Source organism: Dyadobacter sp. AC419, from assembly GCF_979253085.1.
Map to the genome: position 1 here is coordinate 58,942 of NZ_CEEDCD010000023.1, position 22,500 is coordinate 81,441.

Here is a 22,500-nt window from a genome sequence, read left to right on the forward strand (position 1 = left end):
GCTTAACGACGCATTTTCGCAACCCTCCGCAAGTCGACGAACATTTTATACCATTTCAATTTGCCAAAAATGCGGGAATGCCGCGCGTCCCAGCAAATCTTCATCAGCTCCTGATAAGTTCTGCCTTTGTCGAGCTGCTTTTCAAAGAACCGCTTAAACGCACGCCTTTCATATTGCAAAAGGTTTTTTTCATCCAATCCATCCACATTAACGGGAAGAATGTGGCTCCATTTCCGGTGCACCTTTTCAATTTCCGCTTCCCATTGCGCACTGAAATCGCCCTCGGAAAAGTGGCTTAACAGCACTTCGTATGTTACAGCAATGTCATAATCACGGCCAACGGACAATGAAAAATCAATGTCGTAGGCGTGGAAATGTTTCAGGAGATTCTGGTCAAAAGGCGTTTCCAGCGCAATGTTCTTGTGCGTCACCATCCAGCAGCCGTCAATGCTCGCGACCAGGGAAAGCTTTTCATTTTTAGGGTTTCTGTAATCCCAGAATGCTTCCCTTCCTGAATATTTGAAACCTTGAATGAGGTTGCAGTAAAATTCTCCATTCACTTCAAGATCAGCATTATACCAGCTCGAAGGAACCACCGATTTGTAACCGCCGCCTGCCACGCCCAGTAATCCGAGGTTTGGATTTGAAGCGAATGTGGAAAGCACTTTTCTGCCCCAATCGGCCGTTTTCATTTCAATGTCTTCGTGCATGAAACAAAGGACGTCATACTTCGCAGCACGCGCGCCTTCATTGTATAATTCACAAATTCCCTTCTTGCCCTGGCTGTTATCAAAAGCAATGATCTCATGCGCGACGCCAATGGTCTGCGCAATGTTCTCTTTTACCAAAACAAGATCCTGAGAATTGGCCGAACAGATTATAATAGAAATCATACTATGCTTTAAATATGCAGCGGAAACTTCCAAAATTAGCGTTTTAAGTAGAAACTACACCCCGGCGGCATTTTATAGACGTTATAAAACTTATCTGATTCGATGAAACGCATTTGCATTGTCTTCCTCCTTTTAATTCAAACTTCCGTTTTCGCACAAGTCAAGTTTGCCCGTTTATTTTCAGATCATGTGGTCTTGCAGCGGCAAAAACCAATTCCTGTGTGGGGCTGGGCTAAGGCGGGGGAAAAAGTGAATGTAACGCTTGGACAACAAACTGTGCAGACCAAGACGGATGCCTCCGGAAAGTGGACAGTCCGTTTTAATGCATTGGAAGCAGGCGGTCCGCACGTGCTTAAAGTGTCAGCGAAATCGGGTCAAGCGACTGTTAATGATGTGCTTATCGGTGAAGTCTGGCTTTGTTCCGGGCAGTCGAATATAGAGTGGAATGTTGCTTCGGCGAAGGATTATGAAATTGAGAAAAAGAACGCAAACTTTCCACAGATCAGACATTTCAAAGTGGAGCACCTTGTGACTTTGCAACCGGAAAATGATCTGAAAGAAGGTGATTGGAAAATTGCTTCCGAAGAAACCGTAGGCAATTTTACAGCCATCGGCTTTTTCTTTGCCCGCGAATTATATCAAAAGCTCAATGTGCCCATCGGCATTTTGCATTCATCTTGGGGCGGTTCGCAGATTGAAGGCTGGATCAGTAAAGAAGCGATGGAGACAGATCCTGAGTTGCAAACGTATGCTCAAAATTTGCCGAAGACGTGGGAAGAAGCTGATGTAATGATGGATACGAAGCTCCGAAAAACACTTTTCAAAAAAGAAAATTACACACCAACGGCAGCAGATGAAAAGCAATATATCAGCGGAAATGCAGATTTTTCGACCTGGCTAAAAACTGGCGACCCCATCGGTCAGTGGGATTGGAAAGGACTGATGGGTTACCGCGGCAATGCATTTATGGCAAAGGAAGTCGCTATGCCGGCTGACATGGTTTCGAAAGAGACAACATTATCACTCGCAGAAAACGACAGCCCCAATAAAATTTACATTAATGGAAAACTGATTGCCGAAACTGCCGCAAAAGGCGTGCGTAAGATCACGGTTCCGGTTAACACGTGGAAAGAAGGCAAAAATCAGCTGGTGATTGCACACGGCGTTATGGTGGGCACGTCATGGTTTGGGCCGGGAATGATGGGTGACGCAAATGACCTTTTTGTCCAGGCCGGAAACAGTAAGATCAGCTTGGCAAAAGATTGGCTGCTGATGCCCGCATTCTCTGAAAAACACAACTACGCGCACTTGATGAACAATGTCGGAACCAGCATTTACAATGCTATGATCGTCCCGCTGATTCCGTTTGCGATGCGCGGCACACTCTGGTATCAGGGCGAGTCGAACACGCTCAGAGCTTACCAATATCGCCGGGCGTTTCCGCTCATGATCAACGACTGGCGCAAGCGCTGGAATGATGAATTTTCATTCTATTGGGTGCAGCTTTCGAGCTTTGGCGGTGACGCAAACAGTAATAAGGGCAGCAGCTGGGCCGAGTTGCGTGAAGCTCAAAATATGACGCTTAGCCTTCCAAAAACAGGCATGGCGGTTTCAACTGACGTGGGCAATCCAAACAACATTCACCCGACAAACAAACAGGATGTGGCGCACCGGCTTGCAACCCAAGCATTGAAACAGGATTATGGTCAAAACATTCCCTATAATTCTCCATTGTACGAAAAAGCCCAGTTTCAGAACGGTAAGGCTATTATTTCATTCAAGCATGCAGAGAATGGACTAATGGTTAAAGACCGTTATGGCTATCTCAAAGGCTTTGAAATTGCAGGAGAAGACAAGAAATTCTATTATGCAAAAGCCGAGATCAAAGGCAACACCGTCGAGGTTTCAAGTCCGGATGTAGCCACGCCGGTAGCCGTGCGTTACGCGTGGGCCGATGCACCCGAGGAAGCCAATCTTTTCAGTAAAGACGGTTTTCCAGCCAGCGCTTTCCGCACGGATGACTGGCCCGGCATCACGGTTAACGGCAAGTTTCAATAATCAGCACCTCATTCTATCAGTTATATGTTAAAGCCTCTGTCCGTCTTACTGGCTGCGTCTGCCCTGTTTCTGGTTGCTTTGCAGCAGCAGGATTTTGAAATAAAACCCGCTGAAAACACGGAATGGCCTGAATATCTGGGTGGTCCCGACCGAAATCATTACTCACCGCTGACGCAGATCAACCGGGAGAATGTGAACAAACTGAAAGTTGCATGGACGTATGCTATGCCGGATTCGGGGCAGACGCAGGTGAATCCGATCATTGTCGACGGCGTGCTATATGGCGTTACGAACACGGTCCAGGCATTTGCGCTGGATGCAGCCACGGGAAAGCAGATCTGGATATTCGGCGATAAATCAAAAAACGGCTCCAACACCAGTCGCGGGCTGACTTACTGGAGCGACGGCGCAGATAAGCGCATTATGCACGCAATGGGGCCGCATTTATACGCGCTGGACGCTAAAACCGGCAAGCCGATCGAAAGCTTTGGTGAAAACGGAAAAATCGATCTGAGAACAGGCCTTCCGGAAGTGGCGAAAGACAAATATCTTGTTTCCAACACCCCAGGGACGATTTTTGAGGATCTGATCATCATGCCGATCCGCTTATCGGAGGATTCCGATGCTGCTCCGGGCGATCTCAGGGCGTTTAATGTGCGGACCGGGAAGCTCGTCTGGACTTTCCATACGATTCCATATCCTGGTGAATTTGGCTATGAAACATTTCCGCCGGATGCTTACAAAAACACTTACACGGGAGCTGCTAACAACTGGGCAGGCACTGCCATTGACCGGAAACTTGGCATTCTTTATGTTCCGACAGGCTCGGCAGGATATGATTTTTATGGTGGAAAAAGAAAGGGAGCAAATCTTTTTGCCAACTGCTTACTCGCGCTCGACGTTCGCACGGGCAAGCGCCTCTGGCATTTTCAAACCATGCACCACGACATCTGGGACCGTGACCTCCCCGCCCCGCCCAACCTGATTACCGTAACGCAAAAAGGTCCCGATGGCAAGCCACGGAAAATCGACGCCGTTGCGCAGGTCAGTAAGCAGGGATATGTATTTGTTTTTGACAGGGTTACGGGCAAACCACTGTTTCCAATCAACGAAGTTAGTGCCCCGAAAACTGCTTTGCCCGGCGAATTCCCGTGGCCTACGCAGCCCGTTCCAACAAAACCAGCTCCTTATGCAAGGCAAGCGCATACATTGACCGAAAAAGACATCAGCGAATATGCGCCTGATCATGACTCACTCGTGATCAAATTCAAGACTTATCAGAAAGCATTGTTCGCCGCACCGAGCCAGGAAGGCACAGTAATCTTGCCCGGATTCGATGGCGGTGCGGAATGGGGCGGTGCTGCCGCTGATCCTCAGGAAGGCATTTTATATGTGAATAGCAATGAAATGCCGTGGATCCTCACCATGAAAGACACACCAAAAGCGAGCGAACTTTCTGCATTGAGCCCAGGTGAAAAAGTTTACACGACTTACTGCGTGACGTGCCACGGCCCGCAGCGAAAAGGCAATGCAAAAAGCGGTTATCCTTCGCTGGTGGACATTGGTGCGCGCCGCGACAGGAACTTTGTATCGCAGCTCATAACATCCGGAAAAGGCATGATGCCTGGATTTACAATGCTCACCGCTGACGAAAAACAAGCGCTCGTTTCGTTTCTGTTTGGTGACGAAAAAGTGGAAGCAGCGTCCACGGTGACAGCTTCAAAGAAAACTTATTTGCCTTTTCAAAGCACGGGTTATAACAAATTTTTGGATGCAAATGGGCTGCCCGCCATTGCACCGCCGTGGGGAACGCTCAATGCAATTGACCTGAATACGGGTGAATATCTTTGGAAAATTCCTTTCGGCGAAGTGGAAGCGCTCAGGCAAAAAGGCGTTCCGACAACCGGCACAGAGAATTACGGCGGCCCGGTCGTGACAGCAAGTGGATTGCTGTTCATTGCGGCAACCAAGGACGGGAAATTCAGGGTTTTTGATAAAAAGAATGGAAAGCTTTTGTGGGAAACAATGCTTCCTGCGGCTGGTTTTGCAACGCCGTCTACTTATGCAGTTAATGGCAAACAATATGTGGTGATCGCCTGCGGCGGAACCAAGCTGGGCACCAAAAAAGGCAATCAATATGTGGCTTTTGCTTTGGAATAAGCAAAACTTCCAGCGTCGGTTTCGGCAGTTTTATGTTTAAAATTTTCTGCTTCACGCAAACAAATTCAGGGATTGCGATTTTAAGTGAAATATTGCGGCCAGTTCAACCTCATCTGTCGCAATCCCTGCATGTATACCGCGCGTGAAATCAAATTCGGGATCGTTTTTTCATTTGCATGGAAAACGATCCTTTTCTTTTTTGTCTATGCCTCGCTCCTTTGTCTAGCGAGTTATTATTCCGGCATCACGCTCGGAATTTCTTTTGTCCCGATCGGATTGATCGGAACGGCCGTCGCATTTTATGTCGGTTTTAAAAACAATTCTTCGTACGAAAGGCTGTGGGAAGCGAGGCGGATCTGGGGCGCAATTGTCAATGCCAGCCGCACCTGGGGGACTTATACAATCACATATATCCAACCGCTTCCTGATGATCCGGCTTTCAATCACAACGAAGTCCGCAGTCAGCTCATTCACCGCCAAATTGCATACATTAATGCAATCAGGATTCAACTGAGGGCCAAAAGCGCCTGGAATGACACGACTTCCACAGCACACAACATTGTGAAAGATCAAGTTGAACACCATGATTCGCCACTGCTGCATTCAACAAGCCAGTTCATGCGAACGGAAGAAACGCAATATGTTTTGTCCAAAAAAAATCCGGCAACGCACATCATGAAAATCCAGGCTAAGCAACTCGACGATGCATTTCGCAAAGGGGCGATTAATGAGCGTTTTTACGTTCAAATGATGACCGTTGTGCAGGAATTTTACAACCAGCAAGGCGCTGCGGAAAGGATCAAAAACTTCCCGTTTCCACGTCAGTATGCCTATTTCAGCAAAATATTTGTCTGGCTTTTTATCCTCATTCTGCCATTCGGACTTGTTAATGAATTCGCCAAACTAGGCAACGAAATGATCTGGCTGGCCGTGCCGAGTTATATGATCATCGGATGGGTTTTTAATACGATGGAAATTGTGGGCGACACTAGTGAAAATCCTTTTGAAAACGCAATCAATGACGTTCCTATGACCGCAATTTGCCGCACGATAGAGATTGATCTGCGCGAAATGCTGGACGAAGAGAACATTCCCGCACCGATTACTCCGGTCAATAACATCTTAATGTAAACCCCATGCTCGAAAAAGTACGCCAGTTCTTTCCGGACGCAGTCTCTTCCAGTGACTTTGTCCTCAACATTTACAAAAATCTCGCGGCACATAACCTTGCTCCTGAGCAGATTATGCTAGCCCACTCCATTTGCTCAGATGATGTGAACAGCATTGAATATCCCGAAGAAGGCCGGCAAATGCTGGGGCCGTTTAACCTCGGCGGGCTGAATGGTTATCCGTTTACGGGTCTGACGGGCATGAGCGCTTTTGCACATCACGTTCCCGAGGAAGGCGCCGCGCTAATCTTTTACGCACCGCACATTGGTGTTAGCAATTCAGGCGAGCTTGGTAAAATCATCCGCGTAGGCCAGCATGCGGAATCCAGCTGCTGCGGGGCCGCGGCGCTGGCTTTAAGCCGTTTGCAAAATGATGAGATCACGGCAGGTTCGAAACCGGCTGATGATTACCAGCAGCATTGCTTGCAGGAATTTCTGTTAAATCAAAAAGAACGTGTGATTTCGTCAGAATCGCCCATTAAGGAAGCGACGGAAGTTATTTTGGAAGAATCGGGCTTAATGATTGATCGCCTCGTTCAACAAACGAGCTTTACCGGAAAATATCTGTTTATCGTGGGTGCCGTCATCATCAATACGGATTGGCATTTCGGCTCATTCCTGGAAATGCGGAGGTTTGAAGAATGGGACATTCAAACGAAAACGAAAGTGCGCGACTTTATGGCCTAAGCACTGTCGCGCTCATCCACCTGGTGTTGCACGCCTTCCAGGTCCTTCACCGGTTTTTCATTGCCCATCAGAAAAGCAATTGATTTTGTGTTAGGCAAATACTGGAATGTTACCCGCATAATGCCTGTGAGCGGGATGGCGATCACGGCACCGGCCACGCCCCAAAGAACGCCAAATGCCACAACCGACGTGATGGTCATAAACGGGTTCAAGTCTACTTCCTTACCAACCACATACGGCTGCGTGATGTAATTATCGATCATTTGCGCAGCCGTCATTACAATCAGCACGATCAGCACGCCGGACGGTCCGCTGGAAACCAATGCTAAAACCGCCGCCAGTCCGCCACCAATCGCATTGCCGACATATGGTATAAATGAAAAAACGGCTGCTATTAATGCGAGCAGGAATGCGTATTTAATGCCGCCGATCATAAAACCGGTTCCGTACAGGATGGCCAGAATGATCATCGCTTTAAGCATTCCATAAAAGTAACCGCCGGAAGTTTTGCGGATTTCCTTTAATGCTTTTCTAACCCGAATGTGATCTTGCTTAGGAAAATTAAGCAATATAAATTCCTTAAACCGCTCGCGCTGAGACAGTAACAATACGACATACACAATGATCAGGATAATGTTGGCAATGGTCGCTCCTATTGATCCGATCGCCGCCGGACTTCCGTTTCCAAGTTTGGAAAGCATTGTTTTGGCTTGTTCAAGCTGTGCATTCTGATCAAGGCCTGATTTTTCCTCGATAAAACTTTGTGCATCTTTTAAATACTGCACCGAAGTCTTTTCAATCTCAGGCCAGTCTCTCGAAATCATTCGCACCTGAATCGTAATCAGCGAACCTAAGAAGACCAAAAACAGCAGCAGAACGGTTGTGCTGCCTGCAACGGCCCAGCCTTTTGAAATATTTTTCGACATCAGCCAATCCATGATCGGAATCAGCATCATTGAGAGAACGACGCCAATGGCAAGCGGCGCCAGAAATGTTTTACCGAAATACAAGCCCGCCGGGATAGCGATCAGTAACAATACCCAACCTAAAATTTTTACCAAGTCGTCCTTCATGGAGTAGTTTTTTACAACAGAAGGTTTTAAAAAATCATTCCAACCGGCCCATTACGCGGTTTTAGCTGGATTATGACAAGTTACCGCCCCATTTCCGTTGTAGTGTATACGTTTTTCGACAGTCAGCGAAACGGTCGCTTTGCTATTCCAGACTGCTCGCAAACGACAACGCTTTTTTCAGATCTTCCTCCTTTTCGAAGTTGATCTCGTTGTCTTTCAGATAAGCATTCAGTGCTTTTTTATTTTTGGGAAAAACGCGAAGCAGGCTCGGGCGGTTCGCCAGTATAACACGTTCATTTTTATCGATTAAAAAGAAAATTGCCCTGCGCCTGAGAATGATCTTTTCATTGCCTTCCAATGTCTGGAAATTGCCGGTTTGATTAATGAATGACGAATAGCTGGAAATGGCCGAGGTTGCTGAATATTGATCGTAAGACGCATATTTTTCATTTCCCATTCTCACGAGAAACTGCTTTTTACCCAATTTAACGCCACCGAAATCCTCTATCGCGTGTACATGCCCATGGCCTTTCAGATAATAATATAGATTGTCGCCGACGAAGACTTTGGAAATGTAATCATTGTCAGTCAGCAGCAGTGTGTCTTTTTTAGGATCAATAAAAAGCACTTCTCCGTGAACCAGACTGTAATTTAACTTTGCTTTCGAGATTTTCCCGGTCCTGAACAAAACCTGTCCGTCCTGAAATTTATCAAACTGGTAACGCTCATTGAATGGGATGATCTTGCTTACGTCAGAACCGTTTTTAACACGATAAACGTCTTTTACCGGCTTTTGCGCCAGCGTAACTTTGGCCAAAATGATCAGCACGAAAAGCAAGCAGGAGACCTTCATCATGGCGCAAACATTGTTTTAATATTTCATGATAAATTTAGACAAATCTGGCAAAAATTCCTTCTTTCGGGCCAACTCATATTGATAAATCACTTGACCCAGATTTTTCATGAATGGATAGCAAATTTCCTTGTACTCATACTTGTCATCATTATACACGCCGTCTTCGTTTGAATGCACAACGGCGCTCAGCATGAATTCGACCTTATGCTCGAAATCTACGATAAATGCATTGTCAATGATGAAGCCGTACGAATCGCCATATTTGTTAAAAATGCGAATATTTGACATTGGTTCGGCTTCCTTATCCGCTCCGTAAAAAAGGAATTTTGCGTACAGCAGCCAAAACTCCTTCGGATCATATTTAGGAAAATCACTTTCCGTCGGATATTTGCTCATGTAAGTGTAAATAAGCTTGTAGTCCTCAGCCGTCAATCCAAAACGCTCGCTGGCCGGGAATGCTTCCGGGAACATCAGTTTCTTCATCACCGCCTGCTGATCCGTCAGACTGAACGCATTTTTATTGGCCATATTAAAAGGCTTTTCCACAAAACGGTCGGAACTATCCATATAAGCCTTTCCCATTAATGTGTTGGTCAGCGCGAGCGGATAATTTTCAGGATCAAACTTTCCATGCTGATAATAAACGAGACTATCGCCTTTGTAAAACGTGATGGGATTGGTGTGGCGGGAAGTCAATTCGGTGTCTTTAACGGCATAGCGGTTCAATATCCGGCTCGTCGTGAGGCCATATTTTTTTAATTTCTGGTTGATTTCCGCTCTGCTGATAAATTCATAAAGCCGGTTATAGGCATCATTATCACTGACCAGGAGGATTTTCCTGATATAATGTTCAAGTGACGGCATTCCGTTGGCTGATGAACTGTCTCTTTCCACAGCGGTTTGCTTTGCGAATGCAGCGCCCGTTCGCATTGTGCTTTTCACGGTTAATCCTTTTACATTCAGCTCATTAATTTTTTCAAGCGCAAAAATAACTGTGGGCAGCTTCACCGTGCTCGCCGGAAAAAAGTAATGCAGGTCGTTCAGGTTGTAGCTGAAAGTTTTGAAATGCGGAACATTGTTCTTGTCCCGGTCGATTTGGGTGTACAAGATCTGGACTTCATGCTTCGCAGGGTGGTTCAGAATCTCTGAAAACAGCTCCGGTTTGCTCCTCAACAGGCTTTCAAGCAACAGTGTGTCCGACCGTTGCGCTTCACAGATTATGGAAAATCCGGTCATTAAGAGCAATAATGTGGAGAGACGAATCATATTTCTGATGTTTTAAAACTCACTCTTCCCAGCCTGACAAATAGGAACCTTCCTCAGTTTTCACGGAACCGGCGACAGCCTCATTAATCGTTTTCATTTCGGCATCTGTCAAGTTGCGCCACTTTCCGGTTGACAGGTTTTCGAGCGTCACATTCATGATACGCACCCGTTTCAGCTTGGTAACATGGTAACCCAGATATTCGCACATGCGGCGGATCTGGCGGTTAAGGCCTTGCGTTAACACAATTGTAAAAACGTGGCTGCCTTCTTTTCGGACAAAACATTTCTTGGTAACCGTTCCCAAGATCGGCACGCCAGACGACATTTTTTGAATGAAATCAGGTGTGATCATTTTATCGACCGTCACCACATATTCCTTTTCATGATTGTTACCGGCGCGCAATATTTTGTTTACGATATCGCCATCGCTGGTCAGAAAAATGAGTCCTTCCGAAGGCTTGTCCAGCCTGCCGATCGGAAAAATGCGCTCCGGGTGCCGGATGTAATCGATAATGTTTCCTTTTACGTCCCGCTCGGTTGTACACGTGATGCCCACCGGCTTGTTGAAAGCAATGTATACGGCCGTTTTTTTGACTTTCAGCAGCTTGCCATCGATTTTCACCTCGTCCACTGCCGTGGCTTTATCGCCCAAAACCGCAATGCGGCCATTCAGCATGACGCGCCCCTGCTCCACTAATTTGTCCGCCTCCCGCCGGGAGCAAAATCCTGTTTCACTAATAAACTTATTTATCCTGATCAAAATCGGTGTTGTTAACCCGGCTTTCCAATGCCGGCCATGCCATTATACCAGACAGCAAATTACTGCAAATCATAAAAATTATCCCGTTTTTATAAAAGATTCAAGCACATTGCCTCTTTTGTCACCTGAGATAAAACAATTCACATTCAAAAGATGAAATCTGTCCACTTATGAAAAATCGTTTTTTACCAATTGCTTTCCTTTTCTGGCTTTCCATCATTACTGCCCTCGCCCAGCCTGTGAGGCGTCCGGTCGAGGTCGTCGTAACCACCAACCGCGAAGACTGGACTTACAAAACAGGTGAAAAAGTGCAGTTCCTGGTTACGGTCATGCGCAATGGAAATTTGGTAAAAGACGCATCGGTGCGCTATGAAATCGGTCTTGAAAAACTTGACCCAACCATTAAAGAAACCAAAACAGCAGCTGATGGCAAACTCACGATTGAAGGCGGAACGCTTAAAACGCCCGGATTTTTGAGATGCATTGCATGGGTTGTTGTCGATGGCATTGAATATCGCGGTCTGGCCACAGCTGGTTTTGACCCATTGAAAATTGAGCCCACAGTTGCTAACCCGCAGGATTTCGACGCATTCTGGACGAGCGCCAAACAGGAATTAGCAACTGTTCCTATGGACGCAAAAATGACATTGTTGCCCGAACGCTGCACGGAGAAAGTAAATGTATATCACCTTAATTTACAGAATAACAGAAAAGGTGTGCGTGTCTACGGCATATTGAGCATTCCGAAAAAAGAAGGAAAATATCCTGCGCTGTTGCGGGTTCCAGGCGCTGGCGTGCGTGCATATTATGGCGACGTTGTCACGGCTGAAAAGGACATTATTACGCTTGAAATTGGCATTCACGGGATTCCTGTTACAATGGATCCGTCCGTTTACACAGACATGGGCTTGGGGTTGCTGAATGGTTATCCGGCATATAACATGGACGATCGGGACAAATTTTATTACAAAAGGGTTTACCTCGGCTGCGTCCGCGCCAATGATTTCCTGACCAGCCTGCCGCAATATGATGGCACAAACCTGGCCGTGACAGGAGGAAGCCAGGGAGGCGCTTTGTCGATCATTACAGCAGGTTTGGATCCGCGTGTAAAATGGCTCGGCGCATTTTATCCAGCATTAAGCGACGTTACGGGTTACCTGCACGGCCGTGCGGGCGGATGGCCGCATTACTTTGATAAAAACGGCATTCAGGGAAATAATACGAAAGAAAAAGTCAACACGGTGGGTTACTATGATGTGGTGAATTTCGCGAGACGCGTCAAAGTCCCGGGGTTGTACATTTGGGGATTCAATGACGAAACGTGCCCGCCCACGTCTATGTACGCAGCCTATAATGTAACGACCGCTCCGAAAGATCTGAAACTGTTCCTGGACACCGGCCACTGGACTTATCAGGAAGAAAAGGACATTATGAACAATTGGCTGATAGAAAAATTAACCAAAAAATAGACTAAACACCTTAACATGGATCGCAGAACATTTATAGAAAAAACGGCCCTCGCAGGTGCTGCACTATCCGGTGCCGCATTTTCATCTTTGCCGCTTTTGAGTGCCGTAAGTCGGGCCGCTCCTTATAAAACCGCACTAATCGGAACGGGCTGGTGGGGCACAAACATTTTGCGCTGCGCCATTCAGTCGGGCGAAAATAAAGTGGTTGCGCTTTGCGATGTGGATGATAACCAGCTCAAAACGTGTGCAGCAGAAGTTTCCAAACTCACGCCAGACAAGCCCAAGCTTTACAAGGATTACCGCGAGCTTTTGGCCAAAGAAAAACCCGAAGTTGTGATTGTCGCAACACCGGATCACTGGCATGCGCTGTGCTGCATTGCGGCCATTGAATCGGGCGCGCACGTTTATGTGGAGAAGCCCATTTCGCACACCATTAAGGAAGGACGCGCGATGGTGAACGCCACGCGGAAACATGGCAAAATCGTTCAGGTGGGCACGCATAGGCGTGTTTCACCGCACAATGTGTCGGGAATGGAGTTTCTGAAATCCGGAAAAGCAGGGAAAATCGGGATGGCACGAGCATTCGTACATTACGGCGGCGGACCGGGTCAGAAAACACCCGATTCTGAGCCGCCGCAAGGATTGGACTGGGACTTTTATTGCGGCCCTGCACAGTTGCTGCCTTATAACAAAACCATGCATCCGAGGGGATTCAGAAATTATCTAAACTTCGCGAACGGAACATTAGGTGACTGGGGCATTCACTGGCTCGACCAGGTGCTCTGGTGGTCGGAACAAAAATATCCGAAGAAAATATATTCAACAGGCGGCCGGGCCATCAGACAGGATAACACGGATGCGCCGGACCATCAGGTTGCTGTTTATGATTTTGATGGCTTTACTTTGGAATGGGAGCACCGGAACTTTGCGGCTAATAATGCAGAGAAAACGCATCCGCAGCAAGCAGTAGGCGTTTATTTCTACGGAACCGAAGGCACATTCCACATGGGCTGGCTCGATGGCTGGACATTCTATCCTACTAATCCCAACAAGCCGGTCATTCACCAGGATGCGCAGCTCAACAAGCCCGACGATCAAAATATCCAGCAACTTTGGGCGAATTTCATTGAGTCAATCAGAACCAACAAGCCGCCGGTTTGCGAGATTGAGATCGGTCAGCGCTCAACCAATGTTGCATTGCTGGGCATGCTGTCTTATAAACTTGGCAGAAGCATTATCTGGGATGGTGAGAAAGAAACGATTCAGGGCGACGCTGAAGCGAACAAGCTGCTGAGCAGAGAATACCGGGGTGATTGGAAATACCCGCAGGCTTAAAAAAATTCAGGGATTGTTACGCTACGGTAACAATCCCTGACAAAACCTTAGTCTATTTTAACGACTTCGGCTGGAATATTATATTGATCAATGATTTCACGCGTGAAACGGACATGCCCGCGTGGCGCCATCAGATATAACTTAGCACCTTTCATGCCGGCAAGCTCGCTTAGCAATTTCCATTTTGAAATGCTTCCGCGCAGCTGATCTGTTTTCACCGACACTTCAAGATAATGTCTGTTGAACATATTTACACCAGTCACATCCGGGGTAAATTTGGCATTGTCAGCGGCTCTTTCATATGACTTAGGCGTTTCATAACCTTCCATATTGGCCTGGATATCCTTAAACCCATGCGCCTGTGCCCACTTTACCACAAGTGGAATAAATAATTCCTTTTCCATAATATTAAATGAATAATTTTTTCTGTCCCGTCACCCAGGGAATTCCATAAAAATCAAACTAAACTGAGCAGAGGAAGTGTCTTACCGAAAGCAGTCTGGAATGTAGTATTCTTACTAATCATGAAAGGTACAGGATTTTGTGCTAATCAGCAAATTTTTCCACCATTCACTTAGTCGTCCAATTCGTCCAGAAAACCGTTGTAAGCACGCTGCAGCTCCTGCTGGGCCTTTGTGTTTTTTTGTAACAGTGCGAGCGCCACGCCCTTGCGATAAATTTCCTCAGCCTTTTCAAATTTTTCCAGCCCAGCAAAAAATGCACCAGCATGATAGTAAGTAGGAAGGTAATCCGGATGCTGATTTAGCAGAATATCGAAAAACCGCTCAGCTTCGGCCGCATCCGATTTGCTATACTCAATCGCGAGCGCGTAAACATTAAAAGGATCGTCAGGATCTTCCTGGTAAAAGCTGAGCAGACTAGAAAGTAAGGCGCTATTCATTGTATATTATTATGCTTGCATACTATTTAAGATTTCCCTTAATTTGCCCGGACAAAGATATTTCCAAATCAGAAAATTCAGATAACTAAAAGCTCATGAAAATACTCGTTTGTATATCCAATGTGCCCGATACAACTGCTAAGATAACATTTACGGACAACGACACCAGACTTAATAAGACCGGTGTTCAATACATTATTGGCCCATATGACGATTATGCCCTTGCCCGGGGTGTGGAATTGAGAGAGCAATCGGGTGGTTTGCTGACCGTCCTGCACGTGGGTGAAGCCGATGCAGATCCGCAGATCCGCAAAGCGCTGGCGATCGGTGCCGATGATGCCATCAGGGTGAATGCGGATCCGCTTGACTCCTATTTTGTAGCCGTGCAGATTGCCCATATTGCCAGACAAAACAATTACGACCTGATCCTAATGGGCCGCGAATCCATCGATTACAACAGCGGCGTTGTGCATGGACTGGTGGGCGAAATGCTTGGAATCGCTTCCTACTCACCCGTTATGAAACTGGACATTGAAGGCGGTCAGGCAACGATCAGCCGGGAAATTGACGGTGGGAAAGAAATCCTGAAAGCGCCGCTTCCTTTGGTGCTTGGTTGCCAGGAACCCATTGCCGAGTGGAAAATCCCCAACATGCGTGGCATTATGACCGCAAGAACCAAGCCGCTTAATGTGGTGGAAGCAGTTTCCGTAGAAGATATGACTGCGCCGGAAAAATATTTCTTGCCTGCTCCCAAAGGCGCTTGCAAAATGATCCCCGCCGATCAGGCAGAAACGTTGATCCGATTGTTGCAGACTGAGGCCAAAGTGCTTTAATTCTTCATTTGAATAACATTAAAACCGAAAACGATCATGTCAGTCCTTATATATGTAGAACTGGATAACGGTTCAATTAAAAAGACCTCGCTGGAAGCAGTGGCTTACGGCGCAAAAGTTGCAGAAAAAACGGGTGGCCCGGTTGTAGTGCTGGCGCTCGGAAAAGCCGATGAAGCGGAATTGCAAAACGCAGGAAACTATGGTGCTGCAAAGGTTTTGCACGCATCTGATGAAAAGCTGACGCATGAGAACAGTCTCGCTTACGCTGATGCGCTCTCACAGGCAGCAACACAAGAAAATAGTAAGGTCATTATTTTATCAAAATCCGGGTTGAGCGATGCCATGGCGGCTCGCGCTGCGGCAAAGCTGAAAGCGGGAATCGTTTCCGGCGTGACTGCATTGCCGGAGATTAATGGTGCATTTAAAGTAACCAGAGGCATTTTTACCGGAAAAGCGTTCGCTACAACCGAAATCAAATCGGATGTTAAAATATTGGTTATCAAGAAAAATGTGATCGAAATTGATGACAGCGACGTTGCCACCGCACAAGCCGTGATCGAACCGTTCGCTCCGCAACTGCGCGACAGCGACTTTCAGGCAGCCGTTGTAAGCGTTGAAAAGGCTAATTCCGAATTGTCATTAACCGAAGCGCAGGTCATCGTTTCTGGCGGCCGTGGCATGAAGGGCCCGGAAAACTGGCAGCCGTTGCTGGATCTTGCCAAGGCACTTGGCGCTGCGACAGGCTGTTCCAAGCCGGTCTCGGATCTGGACTGGCGCCCGCATCATGAACACATCGGGCAAACTGGCATTAAGGTTGCGCCAAATCTATATATCGCATGCGGCATTTCAGGTGCAATCCAGCATCTTGCGGGTGTCAATGGCTCCAAATGCATTGTCGTGATCAACAAGGATCCCGAGGCACCTTTTTTCAAAGCAGCCGACTACGGAATCGTGGGAGATGTTTTTGAAATATTGCCAAAACTGACCGAAGCCGCGAAAAATCTGTAAAACGGCAATTTTTAAGCACATTTGAATAAATTGGAATAAAAACCGATTGACCCAATAAAAAAAATAGCTTAAAAATCAGATAATTAACTGCGATTATTTTCATTAGACTGTCAATGAGTCTCTTCTTAACCCGTGGCGCATTTTTTTATGCAGCACGGGTTAATTATTTTTGCAACTTCGATTAAAAATTTCCAAGATATTCACCACAACTGTTAACCAATACTTGCGCATTTAGTTTAAACGTGAAAAAAATCAAGTTAGAAATTCTCGGGCTGTCCCCAAGCCAATCCCAAGCCGGGTCATTCGCACTGGTTCTTGGAGAAGAATTAGGCAATCGTCGCTTGCCCATCATCATTGGTGTGTTCGAGGCGCAGGCTATTGCCGTACAAATTGAAAATATCGTCCCCAACCGCCCTATGACGCACGATCTGTTCAAGTCATTTGCGGTAGGAATGAATTATACACTGAAAGAGATCGTCATTTCTGATCTTAAAGAAGGGATTTTTTATGCCAAAATCGTTTGCACGGACAGCCTGAGAGAGGTTGAGGTTGATGCGCGACCTTCTGATGCAATCGCCATCGGATTGCGTTTTGACATTCCAATTTACACTTACGAAACCATTCTTTCCGAAGCAGGCATTGTTTCGAGTTCGCTAACAGAGGACGAAGATGAGGATGACGATGCGGTGAAAGAAACGCTTAAACCGACCGGATCAGTGAAAGATCAGATGCGTGACTTGTCTTTTGACGAACTGCAACGCATGCTCGACGACGCGCTTGCCAAAGAAGATTATGAAAAGGCAGCCAGCATCCGTGACGAAATGGGCCGCAGAAACTAGCTAACGAATATTTTGTTAGTTAAAAATAGTTAAGGATCGCGCCGTTTTCATCCTATTGATATTATAATTCTTATTTTTGCCACCGTCCAGCCATTCACGCTGAACAACTGCTGAGCGAAACCTTACGCAATTATGCCTAAAAAAAAGAAGATTGGAAGTTATCCCAATGCAATGATTGTGATGAGCCTGACGGCTGCATTATTTTTGATCGGTTTTTGCGGGCTGCTGGTAATCCAATCGAAAAAGCTGGTTTCAATTATCCGCCAGAACATTGAGGTCAGGGTATTTTTGAATAAAGAAGAAACCAAAGCAGGCCAGGATTCCATCCTTAGCATTATCAAAGCAAAACCTTACGTGCTGGTTTCCACCGAGGCCACGCCAATCACTTTTGTTTCCAAAGAGGAGGCTGCGAAGGAATTCATAGCCGGCACCAAAGAGGATTTCGTTTCGTTTTTAGGCGAAAATCCATTGCGTGACAGTTACCGCGTGAAAATTCAGGAAGACTATTTTGAAGAGGCCAAATTACAGCTGATCAAAAAGGACCTCGAAAAAATCGGCGGCGTATATGAGGTCGTGTATCAGGAAGATCTGGCAGACAACATTAATAGGAATGTCACAAAAATCTACATTGTACTGGCCAGTTTCGCGCTGATTATGCTCATAATCATTGTTTTGCTGGTTAATAACACCATTAAGCTCGCCATTTATTCACAAAGATTCCTGATTCGAAGCATGCAGCTCGTCGGTGCAACGAACGGATTTATTCAGCGTCCCTATGTGATGCGCGGAGCCGTTCAAGGTCTGATTGGCGGTGTTCTTGCAGCGGCATTGCTTGTTGTTTTGCAGCAACTGGCGGTTCGGAATGTGGAAGGATTGGCCATGTTGCAGGAATATGACAAAATTATTCTGCTGGTTTCAGCGGTGCTTTTGCTCGGCGTCCTCATTGGCATTTCCAGCACATATCAATCGCTTGCGCGTTATTTAAGAATGGCGTTGGACGACCTGTACTGAGCCATTTTAGTGATTATCAAGAATTGTAACAGCAAAATCTCAATATAATGAGTAACACGAAAAACGAACTTCCATTTGCAGCATCGAATTATACGACGATGTTGATCGGCATTGCAGTCATTCTCGCAGGCTTTCTGATCATGACTTTCGACAGCACCGAATTTGGCTTCGGGTTTCTCGGGCTTACGCTCGGGCCGCTGGTTACGATCGCAGGCTTTATCATCGAGTTTTGGGCAATTCTACGTAAACCCAAAAATTCATGAGTATTTGGCAAGCCATTATTTTAGCAATTGTTGAAGGGATTACAGAATTTTTGCCCGTTTCTTCCACAGGCCATATGATTATCGCTTCCTCGTTCATGGGGATCAGTCATCTGGAATTCACCAAAATGTTCACCGTTAACATTCAGTTTGGTGCGATTTTATCGGTTTTGGTCCTTTATTGGAAGCGCTTTTTTCAAACCACCGACTTCTATTTTAAATTATTTGTAGCATTTCTTCCCGCTGCCGTAATAGGCTTTTTGCTCAATGACTTTATTGACGCAATGCTGGAAAATGTGGTTGTCGTGGCCGTTTCTTTACTCGTAGGCGGCATTATCCTGATCTTTATCGATCGCATTGCCAATGACAATACCCGTGAAAGAGAGATTTCTTATTTCGATGCGCTCAAAATCGGTTTCTTTCAATGCATAGCAATGATTCCGGGCGTTTCAAGATCTGCTTCCACCATCATCGGCGGCATGTTGCAAGGACTTTCGCGCAAGCAGGCAGCAGAATTCAGCTTTTTCCTGGCCGTGCCTACAATGGCAGCTGCGGGAGGTTACAAGCTGCTCAAAACCTACGATACGATCCAGGCGGAAGACATTAAAGTTTTGCTGATCGGTAATCTGGTCGCATTTGTTGTGGCGATGCTTGCTATCAAGTTCTTTATCAGTTTTTTAACCAAATATGGCTTCAAAGTCTTTGGTTACTATCGCATTATCCTGGGCCTGATCCTTTTGGGATTACTTGCATCAGGTTACAAGCTGGACATCGTCTAAGCACTTCATTTAATACGCTTACCGCAATTTGAATAACGACAATAACATACCGGACGAAGGCGAAGTCATCCTCATCGACAAGCCTTTGACCTGGACTTCATTTGATGTGGCCAACAAGCTGAAACGGGCTTGCAAATTCAAGAAAATCGGCCACGCCGGCACATTAGACCCACTCGCGACCGGACTGCTGATCCTTTGCACAGGCAAAAAAACCAAGCAGATCGACTCTTATCAGGCGCAGGAAAAAGAATACACCGGCACATTGGTTTTGGGTAAAACAACGCCTTCAATTGACCTGGAAACGGAATTTGACGCCGAGTTTCCAACTGATCACATTACTCCTGAAATACTGGAACAAGCCCGGCTTGCATTAACCGGAAACATTCTGCAAACGCCGCCCATTTATTCGGCATTACGCGTTGATGGTGAGCGGCTTTACAAAAAGGCGCGCCGCGGCGAAGAGGTGGAAATCAAAAAACGCAGCGTTGAAATTTCACTTTTTGAGATCGATGCGACCAACTTTCCATCTGTTGATTTTAGGATCATTTGTTCAAAAGGTACTTATATTCGCAGTATGGTTCGGGATTTTGGTCAACTGGCCGGCAGCGGAGCTTATATGAGCGCCCTTTGCAGGACCCGGATCGGAGAGTTTGAATTAAAGAATGCCTGGAATCTGACCGATTTCATTCATCAGAAAAGAATTGCATTGAAGTTAGAAGCGGACGAATGAATATTTATCACAGCCTCGATTCCTTTGAAAAACTGGAATATGGCGTCGTAACAAGTGGCACCTTTGACGGTGTGCATCTTGGACATAAAAAAATCCTTTCCCGGCTTCGGGAAATCAGTGAACAGTCTGGTGGTGAAACGGTTGTACTCACATTCTGGCCGCACCCGCGGACCGTGGTTTCAGACGACAGCCAATCGCTTCAATTACTTTCCACGATTGACGAGAAAATCGAATTGTTCGCCGAGCTAGGCATTCATCATTTGCTGATCGTTCCATTCACGCGCGCATTTTCCGAATTATCCTGCCACGAATACATTAAAGAAATCCTTGTTGAAAAGATAGGCACCAAAAAGCTGGTTATTGGTTATGACCACCGTTTTGGAAAAAACCGCGAGGGCAGCTTTGAGTTTTTACAGGAAAATTGTGCGTCTTATGGCTTCGAAGTGGAAGAGATTCCGCGTGAAGACATTGAAAACATGGCCATAAGCTCATCTAGAATCCGCAAGTCATTGATAACCGGGCATATAGAAGAAGCCAATGAGCTTCTCGGAAGGGCTTATTCATTGTCTGGCACGGTGGTAAAAGGCAAACAACTCGGCCGCACAATTGGCTTTCCGACAGCAAACCTGCATTTGCACGAATCATACAAGCTGATTCCAATGAATGGGGTTTATGTTATAAATGCTACGCATAACGACATCAAATATAAAGGCATGCTCAACATTGGCGTCAGGCCGACCGTTGACGGGAGCATCCGCACCATTGAAGCGCATTTGTTTGATTTTGACCAGGAAATTTACGGCGAAGATCTCAAACTGGAACTGCTGCATTATCTGCGTCCTGAGCAAAAGTTTGACAGTCTGGACATGCTCGTTCGCCAGATCAACATTGATAAACAGCATTCCGTAGGTTTTTTCGCATAAAAATAAACCTTACAACGTAAACGAAAAGCGTGTCTTACTGGGCACGCTTTTATTATTATACGTTTTTACTAAATTTATCCAAACAACATCCCGAATTCCTCTATATGCAACATTACGATGCCATAGTAATCGGCTCAGGCCAGGCTGGAACACCTCTCTCGAAAAAACTAGCCGAATCCGGGCTGAAAACAGCATTAATTGAAAAAAGATGGGTTGGCGGGACTTGCGTAAACGACGGTTGCTCCCCTACCAAAGCCATGATCGCATCGGCGAAAGCGGCCTGGTCGGTTTATCATAATAAGCACATTGGCGTTGTTACGGATCATTTTTACGTCGATTTTGCTGCCATCACCAAGCGCAAAGATGAAATTGTGATGCGCATGCGCAGCAATTCGGAAAAAGGAATCAACAAAACCGAAAATCTCGATTTGTATTACGGAACAGCTGCATTTTCAGGGGAAAAAGAGATTACTGTTACATTGAACGACGGTGGAACAGCAGTTTTCACTGCCGATAAATTCTTCCTTAACACAGGCGAAAAGCCATCTATTCCTCAAATCGAGGGCATCGAAGGAGTTGATTATCTAACTTCTACAACGATTTTGGAGCTTGAAAGCATTCCGGCGCATTTGGTTGTGCTGGGCAGCGGATATATCGGTCTGGAATTTGGACAAATGTTCAGCCGCTTCGGAAGCAAGGTGACGATTTTAGAAAAATCGGAGCGGATAATGAAAAAGGAAGACGCTGACATTGCCGCCGAAGTCTCGAAAATCCTGGTCGAAGAGCACATTGATATTTTGACAAAAACAAAAGCAGTTTCCATTTCCAAAAGTGGAGATCAGATTCATTTGAACATAGAAAAAGACGGCCAGCAAAGCCAGCTTACCTGCTCACACATCTTGGTCGCGACCGGCAGAAGGCCTCAAACCAAGGAGTTGTCGCTTGAAAAGGCAGGCATTGAAACGGATGAGAAGGGTTATATCAAAGTGAACGATAAGCTTGAAACCACCGCACCGGACATTTATGCATTAGGCGATGTAAAAGGCGGGCCGGCATTCACGCACATTTCTTACGACGATTACAGGATCATCAGCGAGAATGTGATCAAAGGCGGCAATGCTTCTACGAAACACCGGCTTGTTCCCTACTGCATGTTCATCGACCCGCAACTGGGCCGCGTGGGCATAACAGAACAAGAGGCACGCGAGCAGGGATTGGACGTTCTGGTGGCGACAATGAAAAACGAAAGTGTGGCGCGAGCCATCGAAACGGGTGACGAAAGAGGCATGATGAAAGCCGTCGTGGATGCAAAAACAAAGCAGATCCTGGGCGCCTCAGTGCTTGCCGAGCAAGGCGGCGAAATCGTTACTATTCTGCAAATGGCCATGATGGGCAATGTCACTTACGACCGCATTATGAACGGCGTTTTCGCACATCCGACTTATGCCGAATCCCTGAATAACCTTTTCATGTCGCTGGAACAGTAAAAC

At 46.3% G+C, this 22,500-nt stretch carries 22 protein-coding genes; 15 read left to right on the top strand and 7 right to left on the bottom strand.

The genetic code is table 11. The annotated features are described in order from the left end of the window. Positions 1–2: 2 nt before the first annotated feature. A complete protein-coding gene (locus tag AC0IYG_RS20605; RefSeq protein WP_471712942.1) occupies positions 3–893 on the bottom strand; it encodes a glycosyltransferase in 891 nt (296 codons plus the stop codon). 102 nt (positions 894–995) lie between these two features. Between AC0IYG_RS20605 and AC0IYG_RS20610 the strand changes: the two genes are divergently transcribed. The 4 genes from AC0IYG_RS20610 (at position 996) to AC0IYG_RS20625 (ending at position 6,967) form a co-directional block, all read left to right on the top strand. Continuing rightward, positions 996–2,951: a sialate O-acetylesterase gene (locus AC0IYG_RS20610; RefSeq protein WP_471712943.1), complete on the top strand. Its 1,956-nt coding sequence runs from the start codon at positions 996–998 to the stop codon at positions 2,949–2,951. Positions 2,952–2,975: 24 nt separating this feature from the next. Further along, positions 2,976–5,111, top strand: a complete 2,136-nt coding sequence (locus tag AC0IYG_RS20615) for an outer membrane protein assembly factor BamB family protein (protein WP_471712944.1) — start codon at positions 2,976–2,978, stop codon at positions 5,109–5,111. Positions 5,112–5,240: 129 nt separating this feature from the next. Beyond that, entirely contained in the window at positions 5,241–6,242 is a 1,002-nt protein-coding gene (locus tag AC0IYG_RS20620; RefSeq protein WP_471712945.1) for a bestrophin family protein, read from the top strand. A 5-nt stretch (positions 6,243–6,247) separates the two neighbouring features. Beyond that, positions 6,248–6,967 carry a hypothetical protein gene (locus tag AC0IYG_RS20625; RefSeq protein ID WP_471712946.1) on the top strand — a complete coding sequence of 240 codons (720 nt, stop codon included), beginning with the start codon at positions 6,248–6,250 and terminating at the stop codon, positions 6,965–6,967. On the opposite strand, the gene AC0IYG_RS20630 is transcribed toward AC0IYG_RS20625, so the two are convergent. The 4 genes from AC0IYG_RS20630 to rluF form a co-directional block, all read right to left on the bottom strand. Then, the gene (locus AC0IYG_RS20630; protein WP_471712947.1) at positions 6,964–8,040 is read right to left on the bottom strand and encodes an AI-2E family transporter; all 1,077 of its coding nucleotides are present in this window, start codon (positions 8,038–8,040) and stop codon (positions 6,964–6,966) included. The genes AC0IYG_RS20625 and AC0IYG_RS20630 overlap by 4 nt on opposite strands. Positions 8,041–8,182: 142 nt before the next feature. Next, positions 8,183–8,896, bottom strand: a complete 714-nt coding sequence (locus AC0IYG_RS20635; protein ID WP_471712948.1) for a hypothetical protein — start codon at positions 8,894–8,896, stop codon at positions 8,183–8,185. A gap of 15 nt (positions 8,897–8,911) precedes the next feature. Further along, on the bottom strand, positions 8,912–10,162 hold the full coding sequence (locus AC0IYG_RS20640) for a serine hydrolase (RefSeq protein WP_471712949.1): 1,251 nt from the start codon (positions 10,160–10,162) through the stop codon (positions 8,912–8,914). Between the two features lie 19 nt (positions 10,163–10,181). Further along, positions 10,182–10,922, bottom strand: coding sequence for a 23S rRNA pseudouridine(2604) synthase RluF (rluF, locus tag AC0IYG_RS20645; RefSeq protein ID WP_471712950.1), 741 nt, complete (start codon positions 10,920–10,922; stop codon positions 10,182–10,184). 170 nt (positions 10,923–11,092) lie between these two features. Between rluF and AC0IYG_RS20650 the strand changes: the two genes are divergently transcribed. Both AC0IYG_RS20650 and AC0IYG_RS20655 read left to right on the top strand, forming a co-directional pair. Next, positions 11,093–12,391 carry an acetylxylan esterase gene (locus AC0IYG_RS20650; RefSeq protein ID WP_471712951.1) on the top strand — a complete coding sequence of 433 codons (1,299 nt, stop codon included), beginning with the start codon at positions 11,093–11,095 and terminating at the stop codon, positions 12,389–12,391. Positions 12,392–12,406: 15 nt separating this feature from the next. Then, positions 12,407–13,726 carry a Gfo/Idh/MocA family protein gene (locus AC0IYG_RS20655; protein WP_471712952.1) on the top strand — a complete coding sequence of 440 codons (1,320 nt, stop codon included), beginning with the start codon at positions 12,407–12,409 and terminating at the stop codon, positions 13,724–13,726. A 47-nt stretch (positions 13,727–13,773) separates the two neighbouring features. Here the strand turns inward: AC0IYG_RS20655 and AC0IYG_RS20660 are convergent, their stop codons facing one another. Further along, positions 13,774–14,130 carry a hypothetical protein gene (locus tag AC0IYG_RS20660; RefSeq protein ID WP_471712953.1) on the bottom strand — a complete coding sequence of 119 codons (357 nt, stop codon included), beginning with the start codon at positions 14,128–14,130 and terminating at the stop codon, positions 13,774–13,776. Between the two features lie 170 nt (positions 14,131–14,300). After that, positions 14,301–14,627, bottom strand: a complete 327-nt coding sequence (locus AC0IYG_RS20665; protein WP_471712954.1) for a tetratricopeptide repeat protein — start codon at positions 14,625–14,627, stop codon at positions 14,301–14,303. A 95-nt stretch (positions 14,628–14,722) separates the two neighbouring features. Between AC0IYG_RS20665 and AC0IYG_RS20670 the strand changes: the two genes are divergently transcribed. The 9 genes from AC0IYG_RS20670 to AC0IYG_RS20710 all read left to right on the top strand — a co-directional run bounded on the left by AC0IYG_RS20670 (position 14,723) and on the right by AC0IYG_RS20710 (position 22,497). Continuing rightward, positions 14,723–15,460 (top strand): electron transfer flavoprotein subunit beta/FixA family protein, encoded by a 738-nt coding sequence (locus AC0IYG_RS20670; RefSeq protein ID WP_471712955.1) that lies wholly within the window; start codon positions 14,723–14,725, stop codon positions 15,458–15,460. Between the two features lie 36 nt (positions 15,461–15,496). Then, a complete protein-coding gene (locus AC0IYG_RS20675; RefSeq protein ID WP_471712956.1) occupies positions 15,497–16,468 on the top strand; it encodes an electron transfer flavoprotein subunit alpha/FixB family protein in 972 nt (323 codons plus the stop codon). A 242-nt stretch (positions 16,469–16,710) separates the two neighbouring features. Next, the gene (locus tag AC0IYG_RS20680; protein ID WP_471712957.1) at positions 16,711–17,307 is read left to right on the top strand and encodes a bifunctional nuclease family protein; all 597 of its coding nucleotides are present in this window, start codon (positions 16,711–16,713) and stop codon (positions 17,305–17,307) included. Between the two features lie 132 nt (positions 17,308–17,439). After that, positions 17,440–18,318 carry a cell division protein FtsX gene (locus AC0IYG_RS20685; RefSeq protein ID WP_471712958.1) on the top strand — a complete coding sequence of 293 codons (879 nt, stop codon included), beginning with the start codon at positions 17,440–17,442 and terminating at the stop codon, positions 18,316–18,318. 47 nt (positions 18,319–18,365) lie between these two features. Then, positions 18,366–18,581, top strand: a complete 216-nt coding sequence (locus tag AC0IYG_RS20690) for a DUF3098 domain-containing protein (RefSeq protein ID WP_471712959.1) — start codon at positions 18,366–18,368, stop codon at positions 18,579–18,581. Further along, positions 18,578–19,357, top strand: a complete 780-nt coding sequence (locus AC0IYG_RS20695; RefSeq protein WP_471712960.1) for an undecaprenyl-diphosphate phosphatase — start codon at positions 18,578–18,580, stop codon at positions 19,355–19,357. Before AC0IYG_RS20690 ends, AC0IYG_RS20695 begins: the two co-directional genes overlap by 4 nt. A 28-nt stretch (positions 19,358–19,385) precedes the next feature. Beyond that, positions 19,386–20,087 carry a tRNA pseudouridine(55) synthase TruB gene (truB, locus tag AC0IYG_RS20700; RefSeq protein WP_471712961.1) on the top strand — a complete coding sequence of 234 codons (702 nt, stop codon included), beginning with the start codon at positions 19,386–19,388 and terminating at the stop codon, positions 20,085–20,087. Continuing rightward, a complete protein-coding gene (locus tag AC0IYG_RS20705) occupies positions 20,084–21,010 on the top strand; it encodes a bifunctional riboflavin kinase/FAD synthetase (RefSeq protein ID WP_471712962.1) in 927 nt (308 codons plus the stop codon). Before truB ends, AC0IYG_RS20705 begins: the two co-directional genes overlap by 4 nt. A gap of 104 nt (positions 21,011–21,114) precedes the next feature. Continuing rightward, entirely contained in the window at positions 21,115–22,497 is a 1,383-nt protein-coding gene (locus AC0IYG_RS20710; protein ID WP_471712963.1) for a mercuric reductase, read from the top strand. The last annotated feature ends 3 nt before the right edge of the window (positions 22,498–22,500 follow it).

Excerpts from the sequence above, each read along its gene's own strand:
- AC0IYG_RS20605 (WP_471712942.1), bottom strand. The coding sequence starts at position 893 with ATGATTTCTATTATAATCTGTTCGGCCAATTCTCAGGATCTTGTTTTG.
- AC0IYG_RS20610 (WP_471712943.1), top strand. The coding sequence starts at position 996 with ATGAAACGCATTTGCATTGTCTTCCTCCTTTTAATTCAAACTTCCGTT.
- AC0IYG_RS20615 (WP_471712944.1), top strand. The coding sequence starts at position 2,976 with ATGTTAAAGCCTCTGTCCGTCTTACTGGCTGCGTCTGCCCTGTTTCTG.
- AC0IYG_RS20620 (WP_471712945.1), top strand. The coding sequence starts at position 5,241 with ATGTATACCGCGCGTGAAATCAAATTCGGGATCGTTTTTTCATTTGCA.
- AC0IYG_RS20625 (WP_471712946.1), top strand. The coding sequence starts at position 6,248 with ATGCTCGAAAAAGTACGCCAGTTCTTTCCGGACGCAGTCTCTTCCAGT.
- AC0IYG_RS20630 (WP_471712947.1), bottom strand. The coding sequence starts at position 8,040 with ATGAAGGACGACTTGGTAAAAATTTTAGGTTGGGTATTGTTACTGATC.
- AC0IYG_RS20635 (WP_471712948.1), bottom strand. The coding sequence starts at position 8,896 with ATGATGAAGGTCTCCTGCTTGCTTTTCGTGCTGATCATTTTGGCCAAA.
- AC0IYG_RS20640 (WP_471712949.1), bottom strand. The coding sequence starts at position 10,162 with ATGATTCGTCTCTCCACATTATTGCTCTTAATGACCGGATTTTCCATA.
- AC0IYG_RS20650 (WP_471712951.1), top strand. The coding sequence starts at position 11,093 with ATGAAAAATCGTTTTTTACCAATTGCTTTCCTTTTCTGGCTTTCCATC.
- AC0IYG_RS20655 (WP_471712952.1), top strand. The coding sequence starts at position 12,407 with ATGGATCGCAGAACATTTATAGAAAAAACGGCCCTCGCAGGTGCTGCA.
- AC0IYG_RS20660 (WP_471712953.1), bottom strand. The coding sequence starts at position 14,130 with ATGGAAAAGGAATTATTTATTCCACTTGTGGTAAAGTGGGCACAGGCG.
- AC0IYG_RS20665 (WP_471712954.1), bottom strand. The coding sequence starts at position 14,627 with ATGAATAGCGCCTTACTTTCTAGTCTGCTCAGCTTTTACCAGGAAGAT.
- AC0IYG_RS20670 (WP_471712955.1), top strand. The coding sequence starts at position 14,723 with ATGAAAATACTCGTTTGTATATCCAATGTGCCCGATACAACTGCTAAG.
- AC0IYG_RS20675 (WP_471712956.1), top strand. The coding sequence starts at position 15,497 with ATGTCAGTCCTTATATATGTAGAACTGGATAACGGTTCAATTAAAAAG.
- AC0IYG_RS20685 (WP_471712958.1), top strand. The coding sequence starts at position 17,440 with ATGCCTAAAAAAAAGAAGATTGGAAGTTATCCCAATGCAATGATTGTG.
- AC0IYG_RS20690 (WP_471712959.1), top strand. The coding sequence starts at position 18,366 with ATGAGTAACACGAAAAACGAACTTCCATTTGCAGCATCGAATTATACG.
- AC0IYG_RS20695 (WP_471712960.1), top strand. The coding sequence starts at position 18,578 with ATGAGTATTTGGCAAGCCATTATTTTAGCAATTGTTGAAGGGATTACA.
- AC0IYG_RS20705 (WP_471712962.1), top strand. The coding sequence starts at position 20,084 with ATGAATATTTATCACAGCCTCGATTCCTTTGAAAAACTGGAATATGGC.
- AC0IYG_RS20710 (WP_471712963.1), top strand. The coding sequence starts at position 21,115 with ATGCAACATTACGATGCCATAGTAATCGGCTCAGGCCAGGCTGGAACA.